Below are 20,355 nucleotides of genomic sequence, written 5' to 3' on the forward strand. Positions count from 1 at the left end.
TACTTCGATCAACTTCTGTAATCGCCATTGATGGCGACATATTCCTTTGTGAGGTCGCAGGTCCAGACAGTTGCCTTGCCCTTGCCTAACCCCAGATCGACGCGAATGCGAATATCCTCGCCCTGCATATAGGTGGACGTCGCTGCTTCCGAATAGGCCGGATCGCGCTCGCCTTGATGCGCAACACGAATATCGCCGAACCAGATCGCGAGCAGGTCACGATCGGCAGGTTCACCAGCCTTGCCGACGGCCATGACCACGCGGCCCCAATTGGCATCTTCACCGGCAACAGCCGTCTTGACCAGCGGCGAATTGGCGATGGAAAGCGCGATCTTCTTGGCAGAAGCTGCAGATTTTGCACCCGTCACTTCCACTTCCACCATCTTGCGTGCGCCCTCACCGTCGCGCACGACCTGCAGCGCCAGCGATTTCAGGAGGCGGCCGAGCGCCTTCTTGAATTCGCCAAGGCGCTTGTCGGCAGGATCAGTGATTTCAGGTGCACCGCGCTCTGCCGCCGCACCAGTGGCGAACAGCATTAGCGTGTCCGATGTAGAAGTGTCGCTGTCTACCGTCACAGCATTGAAGGTCGAGCCAACGCCCTTGGAGAGCAGGCTCTGCAACACGTCAGCCTTGATCGGTGCATCAGTGACGACGAAGGAAAGCATTGTCGCCATATCCGGCGCGATCATGCCAGCACCCTTGGCGATACCGTTGATCGTGACCGGTACCTGACCGAGCAGCACCGTTTCGGTCGCAACCTTCGGATAGGTATCCGTGGTCATGATCGCCTTGGCGGCTTCGGTCCAGAAATCCTCGACCGCATCCTTGTTCATGTCGCCAAGCAGATGCGCGAACTTGCTTGCATCGAGCGGTTCGCCGATCACGCCCGTTGACGCCAGAAAGACATCCGTTGTGGCGCACCCGACCGCCTTGGCGGCAGCTTCAGCCGTTGCTTCCGTCGCTTCACGCCCCTTGACGCCGGTAAAGGCATTGGCGTTGCCGGAATTGACGACGACCGCGCGGGCCTTTCCGTACACGAGATTGCGGCGGCAAAAATCGACTGGCGCCGATGGACAGAGCGAACGTGTAAAGACACCTGCGGCTTCAGCCGGTCGGTCGAACACCATCAACATCACATCCGTTCGCCCCTTATACTTGATCCCGGCAGCAGCGGTGGCGATGCGCACGCCATGGACGACCGGCATTGTGGGGTAGTGTTTGGGAGCGAGCGGAGAAACAGACGCGGACATATGTGCCTCGATGGATGCGGTTTCGTAGAAACCCGAAATCGTGATGCCCAGCAAACGGCGTTACGCGAATTTCGGATTCAAAATATGACGCGCGCATTGGAAAGGTTTGCGGTTTAAAATCAAGCGGGAAACGCAAGATCGGAATAAAAAACGCCCCGGCAAGCCGGGGCGTTGATATTTGAAACCAGTTTTTACTGCTGTGGAGCAGCTTCTTCCGGCGCGTCATCCTTGTCCGCACCTTCCTGCGCTGCGGCTGCATCCTTCATGGCTTTCTCGACAGCCGGATCCTTGTAGTCAATCTTCATGCCGTCACGCAGCTTCTTGACGGTTTCGACATAACGCTCGCGCATGATGATCGAACGGATCTGGTCCTTGACCTGATCGAATGCCGGTGGCTGCTTGGTGCGACGATCTTCGAGCTGGATCACATGGAAGCCAAACTGGGTCTGGACCGGCTCCTTGGTGTATTCACCCGGCTTGAGCGCAAAGGCGGCTTTTTCGAACTCCGGCACCATCTGGCCTTCGGCGAAGTAGCCGAGATCGCCACCATTGGCTGCAGTGCCGTCAGTTGAGCTCTCCTTGGCGAGGTCCTCGAACTTGGCGCCGCCTTCAAGCTTTTTGATGATGGCTTCGGCTTCTTCCTTGGTCTTCACGAGGATGTGACGAGCGCGCACTTCCACCTGCGGCGGCATGGCTGCGATTTCCTTGTCGTAGCGCGCACGTACATCATCATCGCTGATCTTATCGACAACGGCGTCCTTGAAATATTCGTTATGGAGCGCGCGTTCACGCAGGAATTCCATGCGATCCTTGAATTCCTGGGACTGATCGAGCTTTTCCTTTTCCGCTTCACCAGCCATTGCCTTGATGTCGATCAGGGCGGCAAGCGCAGCCAGACGGCGCTGCTCTGCAGGAAGGCGCGAGAACTGCGGATCGAGATCGCCTGCAGCCTGATCGACTTCACCGACTGTGATGTCGTTGCCGTTGACGGTCGCCAGAACCTTGGACGGATCTTCCTTTTCTGCAGGGGCTGCAGCCGGTGCGGCAGCAGGCTTTCCAGCATCCTGTGCGAATGCGGCGCCTGAGTAGCTTGCCAGCGCCACCGAGGCCGCCAGAGACATGCCGACGACAGCGAGAGCCTTGCGATAAGGGGCTTTCAGAATGGCTTTCATATGGAATTCTCTCCTTCGTGGCCGCTTACCGGCCCGATGAATGCGGCGGAATTTGGCCCGGATCTCCCCAATATTGCAACAAAGGAAAGGTTTTCCAGCCCACGATGTGGCGAATCCGAAATTCGCATCACTTTGGAACAGTGTTGCTAACGAATTTCGGATTCAAAGCCACACCAGCAATATATAGAATCGAGTGCGGTTTACAGATTTGAAGTTCATGAACGCAGATGCCATGCAAATGACAGGAACTTCAAATCCACCACACTGGAGCAACGTTGACATCGCCCGAAGCCCCTCTTATCTGTCCTTCGGCTTTACGTCCAGTAAGGGGCGGGGGAATTGCGCCGGAAATGCGCCGTAACGGGCAGCTTTCGCAGCGCAGTTTTCTTGCAATTGTTTCAATACGCGTGAATAAAGCATTCGACATTGCCGGAAGCGCTTCCGGCTGAACGGACAGGAAAGGACCAGTGATGGTCAGCTTTGGCGGTTTCGCCCGCAAGATATTCGGTTCATCCAATGACCGCCGCGTTAAAACCCTGCGCCAGCGGGCAAATCAAATTACTGCTATCGAGAAGAATTACGAAAATCTTACCGATGAGCAATTGCAGGCCAAGACCGCCGAATTTCGTGCGGCGCTGGCTGAAGGCAAGACGCTCGACTCTCTTCTGCCCGACGCTTTCGCTACGGCACGTGAAGCTGCGAAGCGCGTACTCGGTATGCGCCCGTTCGACGTGCAGCTGATCGGCGGCATGGTTCTGCACGAACGCGGCATCGCGGAAATGCGCACCGGTGAAGGCAAGACGCTGATGGCGACCCTACCGGTCTACCTCAATGCGCTTGAGGGCAAGGGCGTACACGTGGTGACGGTCAACGACTACCTCGCCACCCGCGACGCCGAAACCATGGGCAAGCTCTATAACTTCCTCGGCCTGACCGTCGGTGTCATCAAGCACGGTCTCGACGACGATGAGCGCCGTGCGGCCTATGCCTGCGACATCACCTACGGCACCAACAACGAGCTGGGCTTCGACTATCTGCGCGACAACATGAAATATGAGCGCGCCCAGATGGTGCAGCGCCCGCACAATTACGCCATCGTCGATGAAGTGGACTCGATCCTCATCGACGAAGCGCGCACGCCGCTCATCATTTCCGGCCCGCTGGAAGACCGTTCGGACTTCTACAATCTCATCGACACCTTCATTCCAGCCCTTGAGCCGGAAGATTTTGAAATCGACGAGAAACAGAAGACGGCAATCTTCACCGAAGTCGGCACAGAGAAGGTTGAGCAGCTTCTGGAAGCCGCAGGCCATCTCAAGGGTGAAAGCCTCTACGACATCGAGAATGTTGCGGTCGTGCACCACCTGAACAATGCGCTTCGCGCGCACAAGCTCTTTCAGCGCGACAAGGATTATATCGTCCGCAATGACGAAATCGTCATCATCGACGAATTCACCGGCCGCATGATGCCAGGCCGCCGTTATTCGGAAGGCCTGCACCAGGCGCTGGAAGCCAAGGAACATGTGACCATCCAGCCGGAAAATCAGACGCTGGCTTCGATCACCTTCCAGAACTACTTCCGCATGTACAACAAGCTGTCGGGCATGACCGGTACGGCTGCGACGGAAGCGGAAGAATTCGGCAATATTTATGGCCTCGAAGTGCTCGAGATTCCGACCAATCTGCCGGTCCAGCGCATCGACGAAGACGACGAAGTCTATCGTTCCGTCGAGGAAAAATACCGCGCCATCGTGCGCGATATCCGCGCCTCGCACGAGAAGGGCCAGCCGATCCTCGTCGGCACGACCTCGATCGAAAAATCAGAACAGCTGGCCGAACGCCTTCGCAAGGAAGGTATCAAGGAATTCCAGGTTCTGAACGCTCGCTACCACGAGCAGGAAGCCTATATCATCGCACAGGCCGGTGTGCCCGGAACCGTCACCATCGCCACCAACATGGCTGGTCGTGGTACCGACATTCAGCTTGGCGGCAACCTGGAAATGCGCGTTCGTCAGGAACTTTCCGATATACCGGAAGGTCCCGAGCGCGATGCCAAGATCGCGGAAATCAAGGCTGACATTGCACAGCTGAAGGAAAAGGCTCTGGCCGCAGGCGGACTTTACGTTCTCGCCACCGAGCGCCACGAAAGCCGTCGCATCGACAACCAGCTGCGCGGTCGTTCGGGCCGTCAGGGCGATCCGGGCCGTTCGAAGTTCTTCCTGTCGTTGCAGGACGATCTGATGCGCATTTTCGGTTCCGACCGCATGGACAGCATGCTGCAGAAGCTCGGCCTCAAGGAAGACGAAGCCATCGTCCATCCGTGGATCAACAAGGCGCTTGAAAAGGCGCAGAAGAAGGTCGAAGCCCGCAACTTCGAAATCCGCAAGAACCTTCTGAAATACGACGATGTCATGAACGATCAACGCAAGGTGATCTTCGAACAGCGTCTGGAAATGATGGACGAAGAGGACCTGACCGAGACCGTTGGCGAAATGCGCCATGAGGTCATCGAGGACATGGTCGCACTGCGCATCCCCAAGGACGCCTATGCGGAAAAGTGGGATATTGCCGGCCTCAAGGAAGACATCATCTCCAAGCTCAATCTCGACCTGCCGGTCGAGGATTGGGCCAAGGAAGAAGGCATCGCGGAAGAAGAGTTCGAGAACCGCATCAAGGAAGCCGCGGACAAGGCTGCTGCCGAGAAGGCCGAACGCTTCGGCCCGCAGATCATGACTTACGTTGAAAAGTCCGTGATCATGCAGTCGCTGGACAATCTCTGGCGTGAGCATCTGGTCAATCTCGACCATCTGCGTTCGGTCGTCGGTTTCCGCGGTTACGCTCAGCGCGATCCGCTGAACGAATACAAGACCGAAGCGTTCGAACTGTTCCAGTCGATGCTTGCCAACCTGCGCGAAGTCGTTATCTCGCAGCTGATGCGCGTCGAGATCGTTCGCGAAGCACCGCCGGAACCGGAACTGCCGCCGATGACCGGCCGTCATATCGACAGCACCACCGGCGAAAACGATTTCGACGAAGCGAGCTGGTCCGACCATCAGCATGACGAACGCAATGTGCCTGCTGCCGAACGCGATCCGGCCGACCCGCGCACATGGGGTAAGGTCAGCCGCAACGAGGCTTGCCCATGCGGCTCCGGCAAGAAGTACAAGCACTGCCACGGCGCTTTCGAGTGATGTGAGCCGAGCTCATCATCGCATCTATCGAACAAACCCCGGCAAGCCATTTGCCGGGGTTTGTGTTTTCTAGCACACGATGGACGTCGATATGCACCGCGAGCAGTTGTATGACTTGCTTTATTTTAGATACTTCAAATATAGATGCCGTTTAGAAAATACTCACCATTCCTTGAAGTCTTGCGACCTTCGGCAGATTAGACTTTTTCTTTTTCTCTTTATAAAGAACTCCTGTCTAAGGTTTTCATGCGCCTCATGACCAACAAAGCATAGGCGTGAAAGCCGGGTTATCCGGTGCTAAACAAGCAGGTCCCAAGAGGCGTGCAAAGACAGGGTTGGCAAACAGTGCGGTTTTCGGCAGCTGAAACGGCGAGCCGGTTTCTACCCGGCAGGATCGCAGCCACGCTTCGTCCCGTGACGGAGCGGCTGGATGCCGTGCTTACGGATAGCGGACCGCAGGCAAGCGCACAGCGCTCTTCCCTCGTCGCCTTTTCCGTGCGCGTTGCGAGCGCTGCTATTGCTCTCCTGTCTCAGGTTATTCTCGCCCGTTGGATGGGGGAATTCGAGTACGGCATCTTCGTCCTCGTCTGGCTGACCATGATAATTATCGGCGATCTGGCCTGTTTCGGACTGCACACCACGATTATCCGCTTCGTACCGGAATATATGCAGCGTCAGATGTTCGGCCTCGTGCGCGGGATCATCCGGACCGGACGCGTCTTCGCTTTTGCAGCCGCTACATTCATCGCGCTTCTGGGTGCGGGCCTGCTGCTCCTGCTCAAAGACCATGTCACAAGCTATTATCTCGTGCCGTTCATCCTCGGCTTCATCTGCCTGCCAATGATTACGCTCGGCAATATGCTGGATGGCATTGCGCGCTCGCGCACCTGGGTGATGATGGCACTGACGCCAAGCTATATCGTCCGCCCACTTCTGGTTCTCCTGTTCATGATCATCGCACATGAAGCGGGACTACCTTCCAGTGCAACTATCGCGCTGGCAGTATCGATTGCCGCAACGTGGCTGACCACCGTCGGACAATTTCTGACCGTCGACCGCTCACTGGAAAAAGATATTCCCGCCGCAACGCGTGACCAGCGTCTTGGCGAATGGATGAAAGTTGCCCTGCCGATTTTCCTCGTGGAAGGCTTTTTCTTCCTACTCATCAATGTCGATGTTCTGATGGTTGGCCACGCGCTCGACCCCGAGCATGTCGCGATCTATTTTGCGGCAACGAAGATCATGGCGCTCGCGCATTTCGTCTATTTCGCCGTGAAAGCCAGTGTCGCGCAGCGCTACTCGGACCTGCTGCACAGCGGTGATCGCGCCGAATTTGCAAGCTTCGCCGAAGCGTCCGTCCGCTGGACATTCTGGCCGACGCTGTTCCTCGGCGCAGTCATTCTGCTCACCGGCTATCCGCTCCTGCGGCTTTTCGGTCCGGCCTTCACAGCGGGCTATCCGCTTCTGTTCATCCTGATCATCGGGGTGATCGCACGTGCAAGCGTCGGCCCGGCGGAAAGCCTTCTCAACATGTCGGGAAAGCAGAATATCTGCGCGCTCCTTTATGCCGTGACACTTGCTGTCAACGTTATTCTCAATCTGGTCCTGATACCACGCTTCGGCCTGACAGGCGCCGCCATTTCGACAGCTATTGCCATGCTGATGGAAGCGGCACTTCTTTCGGCAGCCGTATCACGCACCTTGCACATAACCATGTTCATTCTCATTCCACGAGACCGTACCAAGACCTCGGAGGGGACTTTGTAATGGCCGCGAAACCTTTGCTTGAAGAATCGGCGGGCGGAAATGCAGCTCACATCGTTTCGGAACTCTCCGAGAGCGGTATGGCGCACGAAGCTGTCAAAAAGCTGGAGGAAAGCCTTCACAGCCGCGATATACCGCGCAAGCTGGCCATCTATGGCGCTGCCGCAGGCTTCGAACTGCGCGACGAACTCGATCACTTGAGCAACCGGACCGTCGAACCGAATGTGTTCTTCAATGCACGGTTTCTGGCGCCAGCCATGCCGCGCCTTGAGGATCGCGAAGTTCGCTTCATGGTCATGCGCGACGAAAACGAAATCCGTAGCCGCCTGCGCTTTGTCATGCCCTATACGATCGAACGTCCCGGCTTGCCGCTATCGACGCCTGTGATCCGTGCATGGTCGACACCATTCGGACCGCAGGGCACGCCACTGATCGATCACGATGACCCTGTCGGCGTGCTGGAAGACCTGTTCGACATTCTGGCGCGCAGGCATCTCAAATTGCCTGATGTGCTTGTGCTGCCGGAAATGCGGGCTAACGGCCCGGCGGCAAAACTGATCCGTTCTGTGGCGGTGGGCCGTCAATTGCCTTTGGTCGCCATAGAGCAGAAGGAGCGCCCCTTTCTCGAGAGCGATCTGGACGGCGACGCCTATATCAAGCAAGCAATCGGTGCACACCATCGCCGGGATTACAATCGCCTGTGGCGCAGGCTGGCCGAAAAGGGCGAGCTTGCCTATCGCGTCGCCCGCACGCCCGACGATGTGCGTCACGCGTTCGAACATTTCCTGACGCTGGAAGCGAGTGGCTGGAAAGGCAAACGCGGCACCGCCATGGCCGTCGACCGGTTTCGCGCGGCTTTCGCCCGCGAGGCAGTCAACAATCTTGCTGAACGCGACTGCGTGCGCGTGCACACGCTTGAGCTCGACGGACGGGTTATCGCCATTTTGATCGTATTTACGGTTTCAGGAGAAGCCTGGACCTGGAAAACAGCTTATGACGAAAGCCTGAACGCCTGGTCGCCCGGCGTACTTCTCATGATCGAAGTCGTGAAGAACCATCTGAACGATCCGAACATCAACCGCACAGATTCCTGCGCCGTCCCCGATCATCCGGTCATGATGCGGCTGTTCGACAAGCGCGAGACAATCGAAACGCTGGTGATTGGCCTCAACCCGTCCACGGATAAGCTCGTCCGTCAGGCTGCCTCGCAGATTCATCTTTATCAGCGAACCCGCAATCTGGCCCGCATTGTGCGCAATCGCATCCGCAGCTTCACTGAGAGGAAATAGGGGCGAGTTTAAGCGACCTTAAAAAAGCCCAGAAATCGCTGTCCTGAATCTCCGATGCTGGATTATCCGGCAAGAATGTTGCGATTGCAGTTTTGCGGAAGCCCTGCGAAGCTCCATCCTCAACAGCCACTTCGGAATTTTGAAGGTTCAGGAATGCGGTTTCCACGCCCGACTATCGCCAGCGGCACGCTTTGCGTCCTGACCGCATTTTATCTCCTCGCTTTCACCAATAGCTCCTTCTGGCAGCGGCTGATCGCCTACTTTTCCGACCATCCGCAAAAGCTGGTTGTTGGGGCAGCGGCCATCCTTCTCATCCATATCGCCGTGCTGATGGCCTTCTCGGCAAAATATGTCATCAAGCCTGTTCTCATTTTCGCAATATGGGTCGCCGCAGGTGGGTCCTATTTTACGGATACTTTCGGCACGATCATCGATCGCAATGTGGTCGAGGCGACGCTCACAACGACAAAGGCAGAGTCGGGTCATCTGATAACGACGGGCTTTCTGCTGCATATCCTGCTTTATGCCGTCGTTCCCACGCTTTTCATCCTCTGGGTCCGTGTGAAACACCGGCCTTTGCTGCAAAAGCTTCTGGTCAATACTGTCTCGATCATCGTCTGCCTGGCTGTCGCAATCGCACTTATCGGCTCCGATTACGGCAGCTTCTCCTCGATGTACCGCGAACACCGCTCCGACATCATGGAACGGCTGATGCCCGGCACACCACTCAAGAGCACCGTGCAATATATCGTGCGTGACCTGAATGACAGGCAGATCGTCATGCAGCCGCTCGGCCTCGATGCAAAACAAGTGCTGCCGCCGATTGCGTCGGGCAAGAAGCTCCTGACCGTCATCGTGGTGGGCGAAACGGCACGCGCCCAGAATTTCAGCCTTTACGGCTACCCGCGTGAGACCAATCCCGAACTGAAGCAGCAGGATATCGTTACCTTTCCAAACACAACAAGCTGCGGCACGGACACCTCCGTTTCCGTGCCATGTATGTTCTCGCCCTTTCCGCGCGAGGAATATTCGAGCTCCAAGTTCCATAGCTCGGAAAATCTGATGGACCTCCTTAATCATGCCGGCGTGCAGGTTGCGTGGTACGAGAATAATACCGGCAGCAAGAGCGTTTCGGACCGCATACCGACGGTCGACCTGCAGAATTCAAACGATGCGCAATATTGCGAAGGCGGCGAATGTCTCGACCAGATTCTGGTCGACCAGCTCCGTGACCACCTGAAGAACGTAAACGGCAACGCCACCATTGTCCTGCATATGACCGGCAGTCACGGACCGTCCTATTATCGGCGTTATCCGCCAGAATTCGCCAAGTTCAAGCCTGAGTGCCGCACGAGCGAATTTTCCGATTGCACGACGGACCAGATCGTCAATGCATACGACAATTCGATCCTCTATACCGATCACATATTGTCGGAGATCATCAACGTCCTGAAGGCAAGCGAAGACCGTTTTGCCCCCGCCATGATCTATATGTCCGACCATGGCGAATCGCTGGGCGAAGATGGTCTTTATCTGCATGCAGCACCCTATTTCATCGCGCCTGACGTCCAGACACACATCCCATTCGTCGCGTGGTTCTCGCCGGACTATGCGAACGCCACCAGGCTCGACACGGCTTGCGTCAAACAGGATGCTGCCGCCCCTTCTTCGCACGACAATCTGTTCCACACGGTCATCGGCATGATGGGCGTGAAAACGTCAGCCTATGATCAGGCGCTCGACCGCTTTGCCAACTGCCGGAAAGCCAATGTCGCAACGTCGAACTAGGACATTTGGCATCGCGCGCAGATAGCTGATTATATTAGCCAAACCAATAATTTGAGCCATCCGACAAAGCGTGGTACACTTTGCCTTGGGAGAGCGCATGGACAGGCGGAAGAGGAGGTCCGCACCGGTGCAATCCGGCACTTTGAACAAGTGTCCGAAGCCCGGATAATTATAAAAGCTTCCGTCTGGCTCAAACGCTATCGCGCCCTCCCGGGGAAGGAGATGCGCTATGGAATATTTTCACTATGTCAGCACGCTGGATTACGTCCTGCTGGGCTTCATCGCCTTGCTGGTTTTCTGGAATCTGGTTGAAGCGAACTTGCGCAGATAGATGACGGCGGCTTATCTCAAAGCCGCGCAACCACATAAAGCCTGCTGCGCCTGACACGATCAGGAACGGGCTTGTTGACTGGAACGCTGCCGTGACGATGAGCGGTTGATTGAATCACACGCCATTACTTCTTACCCTTTCAGCCGTCTGTCTGAAGAGGAGTGAAAGCTGCACTTTTGAGCAATTGACCTCGTTTCGTTTAGCCGGTATATCCCAACCCGCTGTCCCTTTGAACCATATCGAACTGCTTCGGCAGAAATGTGCGGGTGTGGTGGAACTGGTAGACGCGCCGGACTCAAAATCCGGTTCCGAAAGGAGTGTCGGTTCGATTCCGACCACCCGCACCATTCATCCCACCACAAATTTTCTTGTCACGCCGCTTCGAGCGCTTGCGCCAGATCGGCAATCAGATCGTCGGGATGCTCGATGCCGATGGAAAGTCGGATCGTTGATTCCAGCACACCGATACGCTCTCTTACATCGACGGGAACGCCCGAATGGGTCATCGCGGCGGGATGGCTTGCAAGCGATTCCGTACCGCCGAGACTGACAGCAAGCTTCAATATCTGAAGCGCATTCAGGAAGCGGAATGCCGCCGCCTGCCCGCCTTTGATATCGAAGGAGAAAGTCGACCCCGCACCACTGCACTGGCGTTTGAACAAAGCACCAACGTCCGAATTCTCATCCTCAAATGGGAGATAATGCAGTTTCTCCACTTTCGGATGATCGCGCAGGAATTCCGCAATTGCCTGCGCGTTGTTGTTGGCGCGTTCCATGCGAAGTCCGAGCGTTTCAAGCGAGCGACCCAGCATCCAGCATGAATGCGGGTCAAGCTGCGTACCGATCGCACCACGCAATGCCTTGACCTGCTTTACAACAGCCTTGGCACCCAGCACAGCCCCGGCAATCAGATCCGAGTGCCCGCCAACATATTTGGTCAGCGAATAGACCGAAAGATCAGCACCGTGGTCGAGAGGCTTCTGATAGATCGGCCCAAGCAGGGTATTATCGCAAGCAATGATCGGACGATGCCCCTGCTTTTGTTCAATCTTTTCCGCGACACGCCGGATGGCGGCAATATCGACAATGCTGTTGGTCGGGTTGGCAGGCGTCTCGATCAGAATCACCGAAACACGTCCCTTGCGAACAGCCTCGTCGGCTGCCTGTTCTATCGAGGCTTCGTGCACGCCATCGGCGAAAGCAACGGCTTCAACGCCGAAATTGAGAAACGTCTTTGCAAGGAGCGTTTCCGTGCCGCCATAGAGCGGTTGCGAATGCAAAATGACATCGCCGGCGTGCAAAAGCAAACAGCGTCGTGGCAATGGCCGACATGCCGGAAGAAAACAGCGCACAGCTCTCGGTGCCTTCATAGACCGCGAGGCGATCTTCAACGATCTCGCTGTTGGGATGGTTGAAACGGGAATAGACGAGACCAGCACCGACACCGGCAGGCGGTTCCTTGCGACCGGAAACGAAATCGAAGAAATCGCGTCCGTCTTCGGCAGTCTTGAAAACGAAAGTCGACGTCAGGAATACCGGTGGCTTGACCGCTCCTTCGGAAAGCTCCGGATCGTAGCCATAATTGAGCATCTGCGTTTCGGGATGAAGCGGATGATTGCCCAACATGGTCTTTGAAGGCCGTGGCGCAGTCATGAATACCTCCTTGAGAAAATCCTCCCGTCCGTATTCGGACAGGAGGAGCTTAACAGAGGTATTCAGGAATCTTCTTGCGTTGTTATGCCTTTTAGAGAAATCGCTGCGATGCCGGAAGAGGCGCGCATAGCCGTCGATTACTTGATGACCAGCACCGGCACGGTACTGAGCGACAACACCTCAGCTGCCTGACTTCCCAGCAATAATTTGTTCACGCCGCGACGGCCATGTGATGCGATGACGATCAGATCGGCATTCTTGGCATTCGCAGCCTCGACAATGCCCTGCGCCGGAGATTGATTTTCGACATGCACGGCCTCAGCACTGACGCCGATCTCCATTGCCTTGGCTTTGGCCTTCGACAGAATTTCGGTGGCCGCTTTGGTGATAGCCTCGCGATATTCCTGAAATGCCGCCGGGCTCGACGCCCATTCAGCCGCAACCACAATGCCATAGGATGGCAGAAGCTCGGTCACGGACACGAAAATAACCTTTGCGCCTGTTTCCTTGGCCAGCGCAACGCCTTGGTCGACGCCTTTCTCAGCGAGTTCCGATCCATCGGTTGCGATCAATATGTTCTTGTACATTCATGTTCTCCTGGCTGCCTGATACCCGATGATGCGCGCCTCCCCGTCGCAACGCATTGACGCGGATCAATCAAGCTTTACCCCAAGCTAATACGCTCCCTCCCAATTATGATGGAATTTACTTCCAATTTATTCAATTATAAAGAATAAATTTCTAAACTTGATGTGCCGGGCGCACGTACCCAACTATGCTTTTGCGCAGTTTCCTCTTAAACTTTGCGCGACAAATAGGGAGATCACGCCATGAACAAGCCCCTGAACGAACCACAAGCTGGTAAGACCGCAGGCCGTGGCCGCGTTTACGATTCCATCCTCGACACAATCGGCAATACACCGCTTGTGCGCATTGACAAGTTCGCCAAGGAAAAGGGCGTGGAAGCCAATCTTCTGGCCAAGCTGGAGTTCTTCAACCCTCTGGCCAGTGTGAAGGACCGTATCGGTCTGGCGCTGATCGAAGCTCTGGAACGCGACGGTCGCGCCGTGCCGGGCAAGACAGTCTTCGTCGAGCCGACTTCCGGCAATACCGGCATTGCCCTTGCCTTTGCCGCTGCGGCCAAGGGTTATCGCCTCGTTCTCACCATGCCGGAAACCATGTCGGTGGAACGCCGCAAGCTTTTGAAGCTTCTCGGTGCCGAACTGGTTCTGACCGAAGGCGCAAAAGGCATGAAGGGTGCTATTGCGGAAGCGGAAGCCATTGCGGAAGGCAACCCGAACGCAATCATTCCGCAGCAGTTCGAAAATCCGGCCAACCCGGAAATCCATCGCCTCACGACGGCTGAGGAAATCTGGAACGACACCAATGGGGAAGCAGATATCCTGATCTCCGGCATCGGCACCGGCGGCACGATTACCGGTGTCGGTCAGGTCATCAAGGGGCGCAAGCCGTCCTTCAAGGTGATCGCCGTGGAACCGAAGGATTCACCGGTACTTTCCGGTGGCGCACCCGGCCCGCACAAAATTCAGGGCATCGGCGCAGGCTTCGCCCCGAAGACGCTCGATACCAGCATCTATGATGAGGTCGTTCAGGTCTCCAACGAAGACGCTTTTGCCAATGCGCGCCTATTGGCCCGTCTCGAAGGCATTCCCGTCGGCATTTCTTCCGGCGCGGCTCTGACCGCCGCTGTTGAAATCGGCAAGCGCCCGGAAAACGCTGGCAAGAACATCGTCATCATCATTCCGTCCTTTGCCGAACGCTATCTTTCGACGGCTTTGTTTGAAGGTCTGGAATAATCCGCACTCACACGCGGTGGCCAAAAACAAAAGCCAGAGCGGTGAACCGTTCTGGCTTTACTTTTTTAAATGCCGGTCCGTTCGCCAAGCAAACGGAGGCTTTAAGCGCTCATATCAATGGTGCGTGCGTGCGGCGCAAGCCGGGCCTGGCCCGCGCATATAATGGCGCTCGGGCCTGTAGCTCGGTGCAACGAACTCGCGGATGACATTAACGCTGTCACGCAGCTGAACAAGAATGCTCATCGTCTTCACCTTCGTCAAAAAACATGCTGTTCGGAATGGATGCCCGTCCTGTCCCGACTAACCGGGCTCTGAAACGTTGTTCATTTCCGAACATCTTAATGAAAACTTTAACAATCAAAGATGAATAAGCTCTGAACCCTTATGGTTAAGGGTAAGTTAATGGTAAGGATGTTCAAGCTTTTCCACAGGCCGCGAATTGTCGCCACAATTAGAAAAGGCCGGTTTTAACCGGCCTTTCATGTTCAAAAGTTCAAGCGCCTTACCGCGTCGGAACCGGATGCTCACCACGATAATCGTAAAAGCCGCGACCCGTCTTGCGTCCCAGCCAGCCTGCTTCGACATATTTGACCAGAAGCGGGCACGGGCGATACTTGGAATCCGCCAGCCCGTCGTGCAGAACCTGCATGATGGAGAGGCAGGTATCGAGGCCAATGAAATCGGCGAGCTGTAGCGGCCCCATCGGGTGGTTGGCGCCTAGCTTCATGGCTGTATCGATAGCTTCGACGCTGCCGACCCCTTCATAAAGCGTGTAGATGGCCTCGTTGATCATCGGCAACAGAATGCGATTGACAATAAAGGCCGGAAAATCCTCGGCAACGGTTACCGTCTTGCCAAGCGCGGTCACGAAATCGTTCGACTTGCGGAAGGTTTCCTCATCCGTTGCGATGCCGCGCACCAGTTCGACAAGCTTCATCACAGGAACGGGATTCATGAAATGAATGCCGATAAAACGCTCTGGACGGTCGGTCGTGGATGCGAGACGTGTGATCGAGATCGACGACGTGTTGGTTGCGAGAATCGCTTCGGGGTTCAGAACCGTGCAAAGCTGCGCAAAAATCTTGCGCTTGACGGTTTCGTCTTCCGTTGCCGCTTCGATGGCTAGATCGACACCCGCCAGATCCTCCATGGAATTTGCCGGACGGATAAGCTTCATCGCCGCTGCGCGTTGGTCTTCCAGCAGTTTGCCTGAGGCAACCTGACGCGCCATGTTGCCATTGATGGTGGCGATGCCCTTTTCCAGCCGGTCCGCTGCCGCATCGTGAAGAAGCACATCGAACCCGGCCAGCGCGCATACATGAGCAATACCGCTGCCCATCTGTCCTGCGCCGACCACCCCTACCGTCTTGATTGCCACAGTCATAACTCCTTCATTCAGCCGCCCCACAACAGAGCCGAGGCCGAGAGCATATGCTCTAACTTTTGTTCTTACATATTACCCCCAGCAAAACCGCTTCGCACTTTTGCTGGAAATGCTCTGTCTTTGTCTTTTCGCATTGTCCAACGCAAAACCGCTTCGCACTTTTGCTGGAAATGCTTCACTATACCAATTCTGCCCGAGACGGATACAGCCCTCATTCAGAGAAAAGCAAAACAGCGCTTTCGTATCAGAAGGCTTTCCAAATGAAAAAGCGGCGGGACTAGCCCGCCGCTTTCTGATCGATTAAAGCGCTTTTTGCAGTTCCGGCAGGATCGTAAAGAGATCGCCGACGAGGCCGTAATCGGCCACCTGGAAGATCGGCGCTTCCTCGTCCTTGTTGATCGCCACGATCACGCGACTGTCCTTCATACCGGCCAGATGCTGGATCGCACCAGAGATTCCGACGGCGATGTAGAGATCCGGGGCAACCACCTTGCCGGTCTGGCCAACCTGCCAGTCGTTCGGCGCGTAGCCCGCATCGACTGCAGCACGGCTTGCGCCGACCGCTGCACCGAGCTTGTCGGCAACCGGCAGGATCACTTCCTGGAACTTTTCGGCAGAACCGAGCGCACGACCGCCGGAGATGATGATCTTGGCAGAGGTCAGTTCCGGACGGTCCGAATCCGACAATGCATTGCCGACGAAGCTCGACAGCGCCGGATCGGCTGCTGCATTGACGCTTTCAACTGCAGCCGAACCACCCTCAGCAGTCGCCTGGAACGAAGCCGTACGAACGGTGATGACCTTCTTGGCGTCTGTCGACTGCACCGTCTGGATCGCATTGCCCGCATAGATCGGACGCTTGAACGTATCAGCCGACACGACTTCCATGATTTCGGACAACTGCATCACATCGAGAAGCGCTGCAACGCGCGGCAGGATGTTCTTGGCCGAGGTCGTTGCCGGAGCAATGATCGTGTCGTAATTGCCTGCCAGTTCCACGATGAGAGCGGCCGTTGGCTCGGCCAGACGGTTTTCCAGTCCATCACTTTCAGCGAGCAGAACCTTACGCACACCCTTGAGCTTGGCGGCGGCATCGGCTGCAGCCTTCGCGCCCTTGCCTGCAACCAGAACATCCACGTCGCCGCCGATCTGGGCAGCTGCCGTCAGCGCCTTCGCCGTCTGGTCGGAAAGGGTTGCATTGTCATGTTCGGCAATAAGAAGAATAGCCATTTATATCGTCCCTTCCGATTTCTTTAGAGTACGCCGTCGGCCTTGAGCTTCTCGACCAGTTCAGAAACTGAACCGACCTTCACGCCAGCCTTGCGGCCACCCGGCTCTTCAGTCTTCAGGACCTTGAGACGCGGCGCAATGTCGGCGCCGAAATCGGCAGGCGACTTCTCGTCAAGCGGCTTCTTCTTGGCCTTCATGATGTTCGGCAGCGACGCATAGCGCGGCTGGTTCAAACGAAGATCGACCGTAACGATAGCCGGAAGCTTCACGTCGATGGTCTGGAGACCACCATCAACTTCGCGCGTTACCTTGGCCGAACCGTCGCCCAGTTCCACCTTCGAGGCGAACGTCGCCTGGCTCCAGTTGAGAAGGGCCGAAAGCATCTGGCCAGTCTGGTTGGAATCATCGTCGATTGCCTGCTTGCCGAGGAAGACGAGATCCGGCTTTTCCGCATCGACCACGCCCTTGAGAACCTTGGCAACGCCAAGCGGCTCAACCGTTTCGTCCGACTTCACCAGGATCGCACGATCGGCGCCCATGGCAAGTGCGGTACGCAGCGTTTCCTGTGCCTGTGCCGGGCCGACCGAAACCGCGACGATTTCCGTCACCTTGCCCGCTTCCTTCAGACGGATCGCTTCTTCAACCGCGATCTCATCGAAAGGGTTCATCGACATCTTGACGTTCGCAAGCTCAACGCCCGAACCGTCTCCCTTTACACGGATCTTTACGTTGTAATCGACAACCCGTTTCACTGCGACAAGGACTTTCATCCGCGATTACCTCTTCAATGACTCTTGCAGCACGACTATGCCGCCGTGAACTCCCACCCGCATGTCAAAATCCGACATGAAAGCGGCACCAGCGTAACTTGGGTTATGACGCAAATGCGCTGCCTATCCGCCGGGAACCGGCACGAAACCTAAAGACGGTTGACGTGCACGTCAATCAGGCACAGGCCGCTATATCGATTAAAATCAATTTATTCTGACAAGAGGTCATTCCAAAACCGAGCAACCCGACACCTCCCGTTTTCATGTCGTTTACAAGCGATGCGCCATGCTTTAGGTAACGCCTCGCAATCCGGTCGCAGCCTACCCGGTCAAAACAAGGAACCCTGACTTATGAAAACGCTCGTCGTCTGCTCCGGCGGACTCGATTCCGTTTCGCTTGCTTACAGAATAGCAACCGAACACCAACTCACCGCCCTCCTCTCCTTCGACTATGGCCAGCGTCACAAAAAGGAACTGGATTCGGCCAAAGCCTGCGCCGAAAGGCTCGGCGTTCCCCACCAGATCATCGATATCACCAACATCGGTGCCAGCCTGACCGGCTCCGCCCTCACTGACAATATCGATGTGCCGGACGGACACTATGCCGAAGAAACGATGAAGATCACCGTCGTTCCGAACCGCAATGCGATTATGCTGGCAATAGCATTCGGCGTAGCCGCTGCCCAAAAAGCCGAGGCGATAGCCCTTGCCGTCCATGGCGGCGATCACTTCATTTATCCCGACTGCCGCCCCGGTTTTATCGATGCTTTCCAGACGATGCAGAACCATGCATTGGACGGTTATGCAGACATAAAACTGCTCGCGCCTTATGTGCACGCATCCAAAGCCGACATCGTTATCGACGGCGCAAAATACGGTACGCCTTTTGCAGCGACCTGGTCCTGCTACAAGGGCGGTGAACATCACTGCGGACGCTGCGGCACCTGCGTCGAGCGACGCGAAGCCTTCCATCTCGCCGGCATCCAAGACCCGACCCTCTATGAAGATGCGGATTTCTGGCGCTCGGCAATCGAGAAGAGGAACGCCTGATGTTTCGCATTACCAAGGAATTTCATTTCTCCGCATCGCATCAACTGACTGGCCTCCCGGACGATCATCAATGCGCCCGCCTGCACGGCCACAATTATATTGTTGAGGTCGAGCTCTCGGCTGACGATCTTAACCAGCACGGCTTTGTCCGTGATTATCATGAGCTGGCACCGTTCAAGCGCTACATCGATGATTGTTTTGACCACCGCCATCTCAACGATGTTCTGGGCCACGACCAGAGCACGGCTGAAACCCTTGCCCGGCATTTTTTCGAATGGTGTTATGCGCGCTGGCCGGAAATTTCCGCCGTGCGGGTCAGTGAAACGCCCAAGACATGGGCCGAGTACAGACCGTGAAGCAAATACGCATCGCAGAGATTTTCGGCCCTACGATACAGGGCGAAGGTGTGCTGATCGGTGAGCCGACCGTCTTCGTGCGAGCCGGTGGCTGCGATTATCGCTGCGTCTGGTGCGACAGCCTGCACGCCGTCGAAAGCCGCTTTCGCCACGAGTGGAAGGCGATGAGTGTTGAAGCGATTTGGGGTGAAGTGACGACACTTTCCCGAAATAAGCCACTAACAGTGTCACTTTCGGGCGGCAATCCGGCCATTCAACCGCTGGGGCCCTTGATCGAGCACGGCAAGACCGAAGGCTATCGCTTTGCACTGGAAACCCAAGGATCGGTCGCGCAAGACTGGTTTTCCGCGCTCGACGCACTGGTACTGAGCCCAAAACCACCTTCAAGCGGCATGAGCTCCGATTTCGACGCGCTGGCGGCCTGTGTCGAGGCTGCAGGCACAACGCCGCGAACGGTGCTGAAATTCGTCATCTTTAACGATGCCGATTATGCCTTCGCGAAAGATGTAGCCAGTCAATATTCCGGTCTACCGGTCTATCTCCAGCCCGGCAATCACACACCGCCGCCGCCCGAAGCACATGATGCCGCAATCGATATCGACGGCATCATGCGGCGAATGGAATGGCTGGTCGAAAAGGTAATTGCGGATGGCTGGTACGAAGCGCACGTCCTGCCCCAGCTTCACGTGCTGATCTGGGGCAACAGACGTGGCGTCTGATTAGCGGTTGGCGCCGGGCACCCAGAGAACGTCCTGCGCGCCGTTATCGTTGACGGTTCGCGACGCCACGAACAGGAAATCGGAGAGGCGGTTCATATATTGCAAAGCCTCCGCCGAAACGACCTCTCCTTCGACGCGGGCAAGCGCAACCATCAGGCGCTCGGCCCGGCGTGAAACCGTGCGAGCGAGATGCAATGCAGCCGATGCCGCCGAACCGCCCGGAAGAATGAACGAACGCAGCGGCTGCAAATCGGTATTGAGGAGATCAATATCGGCTTCCACACGCGAAACCTGCGATGCGACGATGCGCAGCGGTTCATAGGCGAGCGGCTTGCCGTCATCCGGGGTTGAAAGATCCGCACCAAGGTCGAAAAGATCATTTTGGATACGACCCAGCATGGCATCGATTTGCGCATGAGGATTATCTTCGCCGCCGGTGTGAAGGCGCGCCATGCCAATGCAGGCATTGGTTTCATCCACCGTGCCATAGGCTTCGACGCGCAGGTCCGACTTCAGCCGCCGTGGTCCGCTGGCAAGTCCGGTCGTGCCCTTGTCGCCCGTGCGGGTATAGATCTTGTTGAGCTTGACCAT

The 20,355-nt window shown here is 56.3% G+C and carries 16 protein-coding genes, 1 tRNA gene and 1 pseudogene; 9 read left to right on the plus strand and 9 right to left on the minus strand.

Annotation, left to right across the window (positions count from 1 at the left end):
- Positions 1-8 precede the first annotated feature (8 nt).
- Together argJ and LJ361_RS21530 are read right to left on the minus strand one after the other, a co-directional pair.
- Positions 9-1,250 (minus strand): bifunctional glutamate N-acetyltransferase/amino-acid acetyltransferase ArgJ, encoded by a 1,242-nt coding sequence (gene argJ / locus LJ361_RS21525; RefSeq protein ID WP_010657505.1) that lies wholly within the window; start codon positions 1,248-1,250, stop codon positions 9-11.
- A 191-nt stretch (positions 1,251-1,441) separates the two neighbouring features.
- Positions 1,442-2,422, minus strand: a complete 981-nt coding sequence (locus LJ361_RS21530) for a peptidylprolyl isomerase (protein WP_010657506.1) — start codon at positions 2,420-2,422, stop codon at positions 1,442-1,444.
- Positions 2,423-2,892: 470 nt separating this feature from the next.
- Here LJ361_RS21530 and secA point away from each other — a divergent pair, with 470 nt between their 5' ends.
- From secA to LJ361_RS21555, 5 genes are all read left to right on the plus strand, one after another.
- A complete protein-coding gene (gene secA, locus LJ361_RS21535; RefSeq protein ID WP_010657508.1) occupies positions 2,893-5,613 on the plus strand; it encodes a preprotein translocase subunit SecA in 2,721 nt (906 codons plus the stop codon).
- Positions 5,614-5,958: 345 nt separating this feature from the next.
- Positions 5,959-7,380 (plus strand): lipopolysaccharide biosynthesis protein, encoded by a 1,422-nt coding sequence (locus tag LJ361_RS21540; RefSeq protein ID WP_036563224.1) that lies wholly within the window; start codon positions 5,959-5,961, stop codon positions 7,378-7,380.
- On the plus strand, positions 7,380-8,666 hold the full coding sequence (bspF, locus tag LJ361_RS21545; RefSeq protein ID WP_010657510.1) for a type IV secretion system effector crotonyl transferase BspF: 1,287 nt from the start codon (positions 7,380-7,382) through the stop codon (positions 8,664-8,666). Before LJ361_RS21540 ends, bspF begins: the two co-directional genes overlap by 1 nt.
- Positions 8,667-8,819: 153 nt before the next feature.
- Positions 8,820-10,454 (plus strand): phosphoethanolamine transferase, encoded by a 1,635-nt coding sequence (locus tag LJ361_RS21550; protein ID WP_010657511.1) that lies wholly within the window; start codon positions 8,820-8,822, stop codon positions 10,452-10,454.
- Between the two features lie 593 nt (positions 10,455-11,047).
- A tRNA-Leu gene (locus tag LJ361_RS21555) sits at positions 11,048-11,132 on the plus strand.
- A 24-nt stretch (positions 11,133-11,156) separates the two neighbouring features.
- Here LJ361_RS21555 and LJ361_RS21560 read toward each other — a convergent pair.
- Together LJ361_RS21560 and LJ361_RS21565 are read right to left on the minus strand one after the other, a co-directional pair.
- Positions 11,157-12,438, minus strand: a pseudogene (locus LJ361_RS21560) (cystathionine gamma-synthase family protein).
- A gap of 137 nt (positions 12,439-12,575) precedes the next feature.
- Positions 12,576-13,025: a universal stress protein gene (locus LJ361_RS21565; RefSeq protein WP_010657513.1), complete on the minus strand. Its 450-nt coding sequence runs from the start codon at positions 13,023-13,025 to the stop codon at positions 12,576-12,578.
- Between the two features lie 243 nt (positions 13,026-13,268).
- Here LJ361_RS21565 and cysK point away from each other — a divergent pair, with 243 nt between their 5' ends.
- On the plus strand, positions 13,269-14,255 hold the full coding sequence (gene cysK, locus LJ361_RS21570; protein WP_010657514.1) for a cysteine synthase A: 987 nt from the start codon (positions 13,269-13,271) through the stop codon (positions 14,253-14,255).
- 114 nt (positions 14,256-14,369) lie between these two features.
- Here cysK and LJ361_RS21575 read toward each other — a convergent pair whose 3' ends face one another.
- From LJ361_RS21575 to LJ361_RS21590, 4 genes are all read right to left on the minus strand, one after another.
- Positions 14,370-14,498: a hypothetical protein gene (locus tag LJ361_RS21575; RefSeq protein ID WP_255362115.1), complete on the minus strand. Its 129-nt coding sequence runs from the start codon at positions 14,496-14,498 to the stop codon at positions 14,370-14,372.
- Between the two features lie 259 nt (positions 14,499-14,757).
- Positions 14,758-15,633, minus strand: a complete 876-nt coding sequence (locus LJ361_RS21580; RefSeq protein ID WP_029375798.1) for a 3-hydroxybutyryl-CoA dehydrogenase — start codon at positions 15,631-15,633, stop codon at positions 14,758-14,760.
- A gap of 306 nt (positions 15,634-15,939) precedes the next feature.
- Positions 15,940-16,869, minus strand: a complete 930-nt coding sequence (locus tag LJ361_RS21585) for an electron transfer flavoprotein subunit alpha/FixB family protein (RefSeq protein ID WP_010657516.1) — start codon at positions 16,867-16,869, stop codon at positions 15,940-15,942.
- Positions 16,870-16,892: 23 nt separating this feature from the next.
- Positions 16,893-17,639 carry an electron transfer flavoprotein subunit beta/FixA family protein gene (locus LJ361_RS21590; protein WP_010657517.1) on the minus strand — a complete coding sequence of 249 codons (747 nt, stop codon included), beginning with the start codon at positions 17,637-17,639 and terminating at the stop codon, positions 16,893-16,895.
- A 351-nt stretch (positions 17,640-17,990) separates the two neighbouring features.
- On the opposite strand from LJ361_RS21590, the gene queC reads away from it, so the two are divergent.
- The 3 genes from queC to queE are packed head-to-tail and all read left to right on the plus strand — an operon-like array spanning position 17,991 to position 19,764.
- A complete protein-coding gene (gene queC, locus LJ361_RS21595; RefSeq protein ID WP_010657518.1) occupies positions 17,991-18,689 on the plus strand; it encodes a 7-cyano-7-deazaguanine synthase QueC in 699 nt (232 codons plus the stop codon).
- On the plus strand, positions 18,689-19,045 hold the full coding sequence (queD, locus tag LJ361_RS21600; protein WP_010657519.1) for a 6-carboxytetrahydropterin synthase QueD: 357 nt from the start codon (positions 18,689-18,691) through the stop codon (positions 19,043-19,045). The genes queC and queD overlap by 1 nt, the downstream gene beginning before the upstream one ends.
- Positions 19,024-19,764 (plus strand): 7-carboxy-7-deazaguanine synthase QueE, encoded by a 741-nt coding sequence (gene queE / locus LJ361_RS21605; RefSeq protein ID WP_029375799.1) that lies wholly within the window; start codon positions 19,024-19,026, stop codon positions 19,762-19,764. Before queD ends, queE begins: the two co-directional genes overlap by 22 nt.
- Here queE and LJ361_RS21610 read toward each other — a convergent pair whose 3' ends face one another.
- Positions 19,765-20,355 (minus strand): cob(I)yrinic acid a,c-diamide adenosyltransferase, encoded by a 591-nt coding sequence (locus LJ361_RS21610; RefSeq protein ID WP_010657521.1) that lies wholly within the window; start codon positions 20,353-20,355, stop codon positions 19,765-19,767. It abuts the gene before it with no gap.

This window comes from Brucella sp. JSBI001, assembly GCF_026014005.1.
Lineage (GTDB): Bacteria > Pseudomonadota > Alphaproteobacteria > Rhizobiales > Rhizobiaceae > Brucella > Brucella anthropi.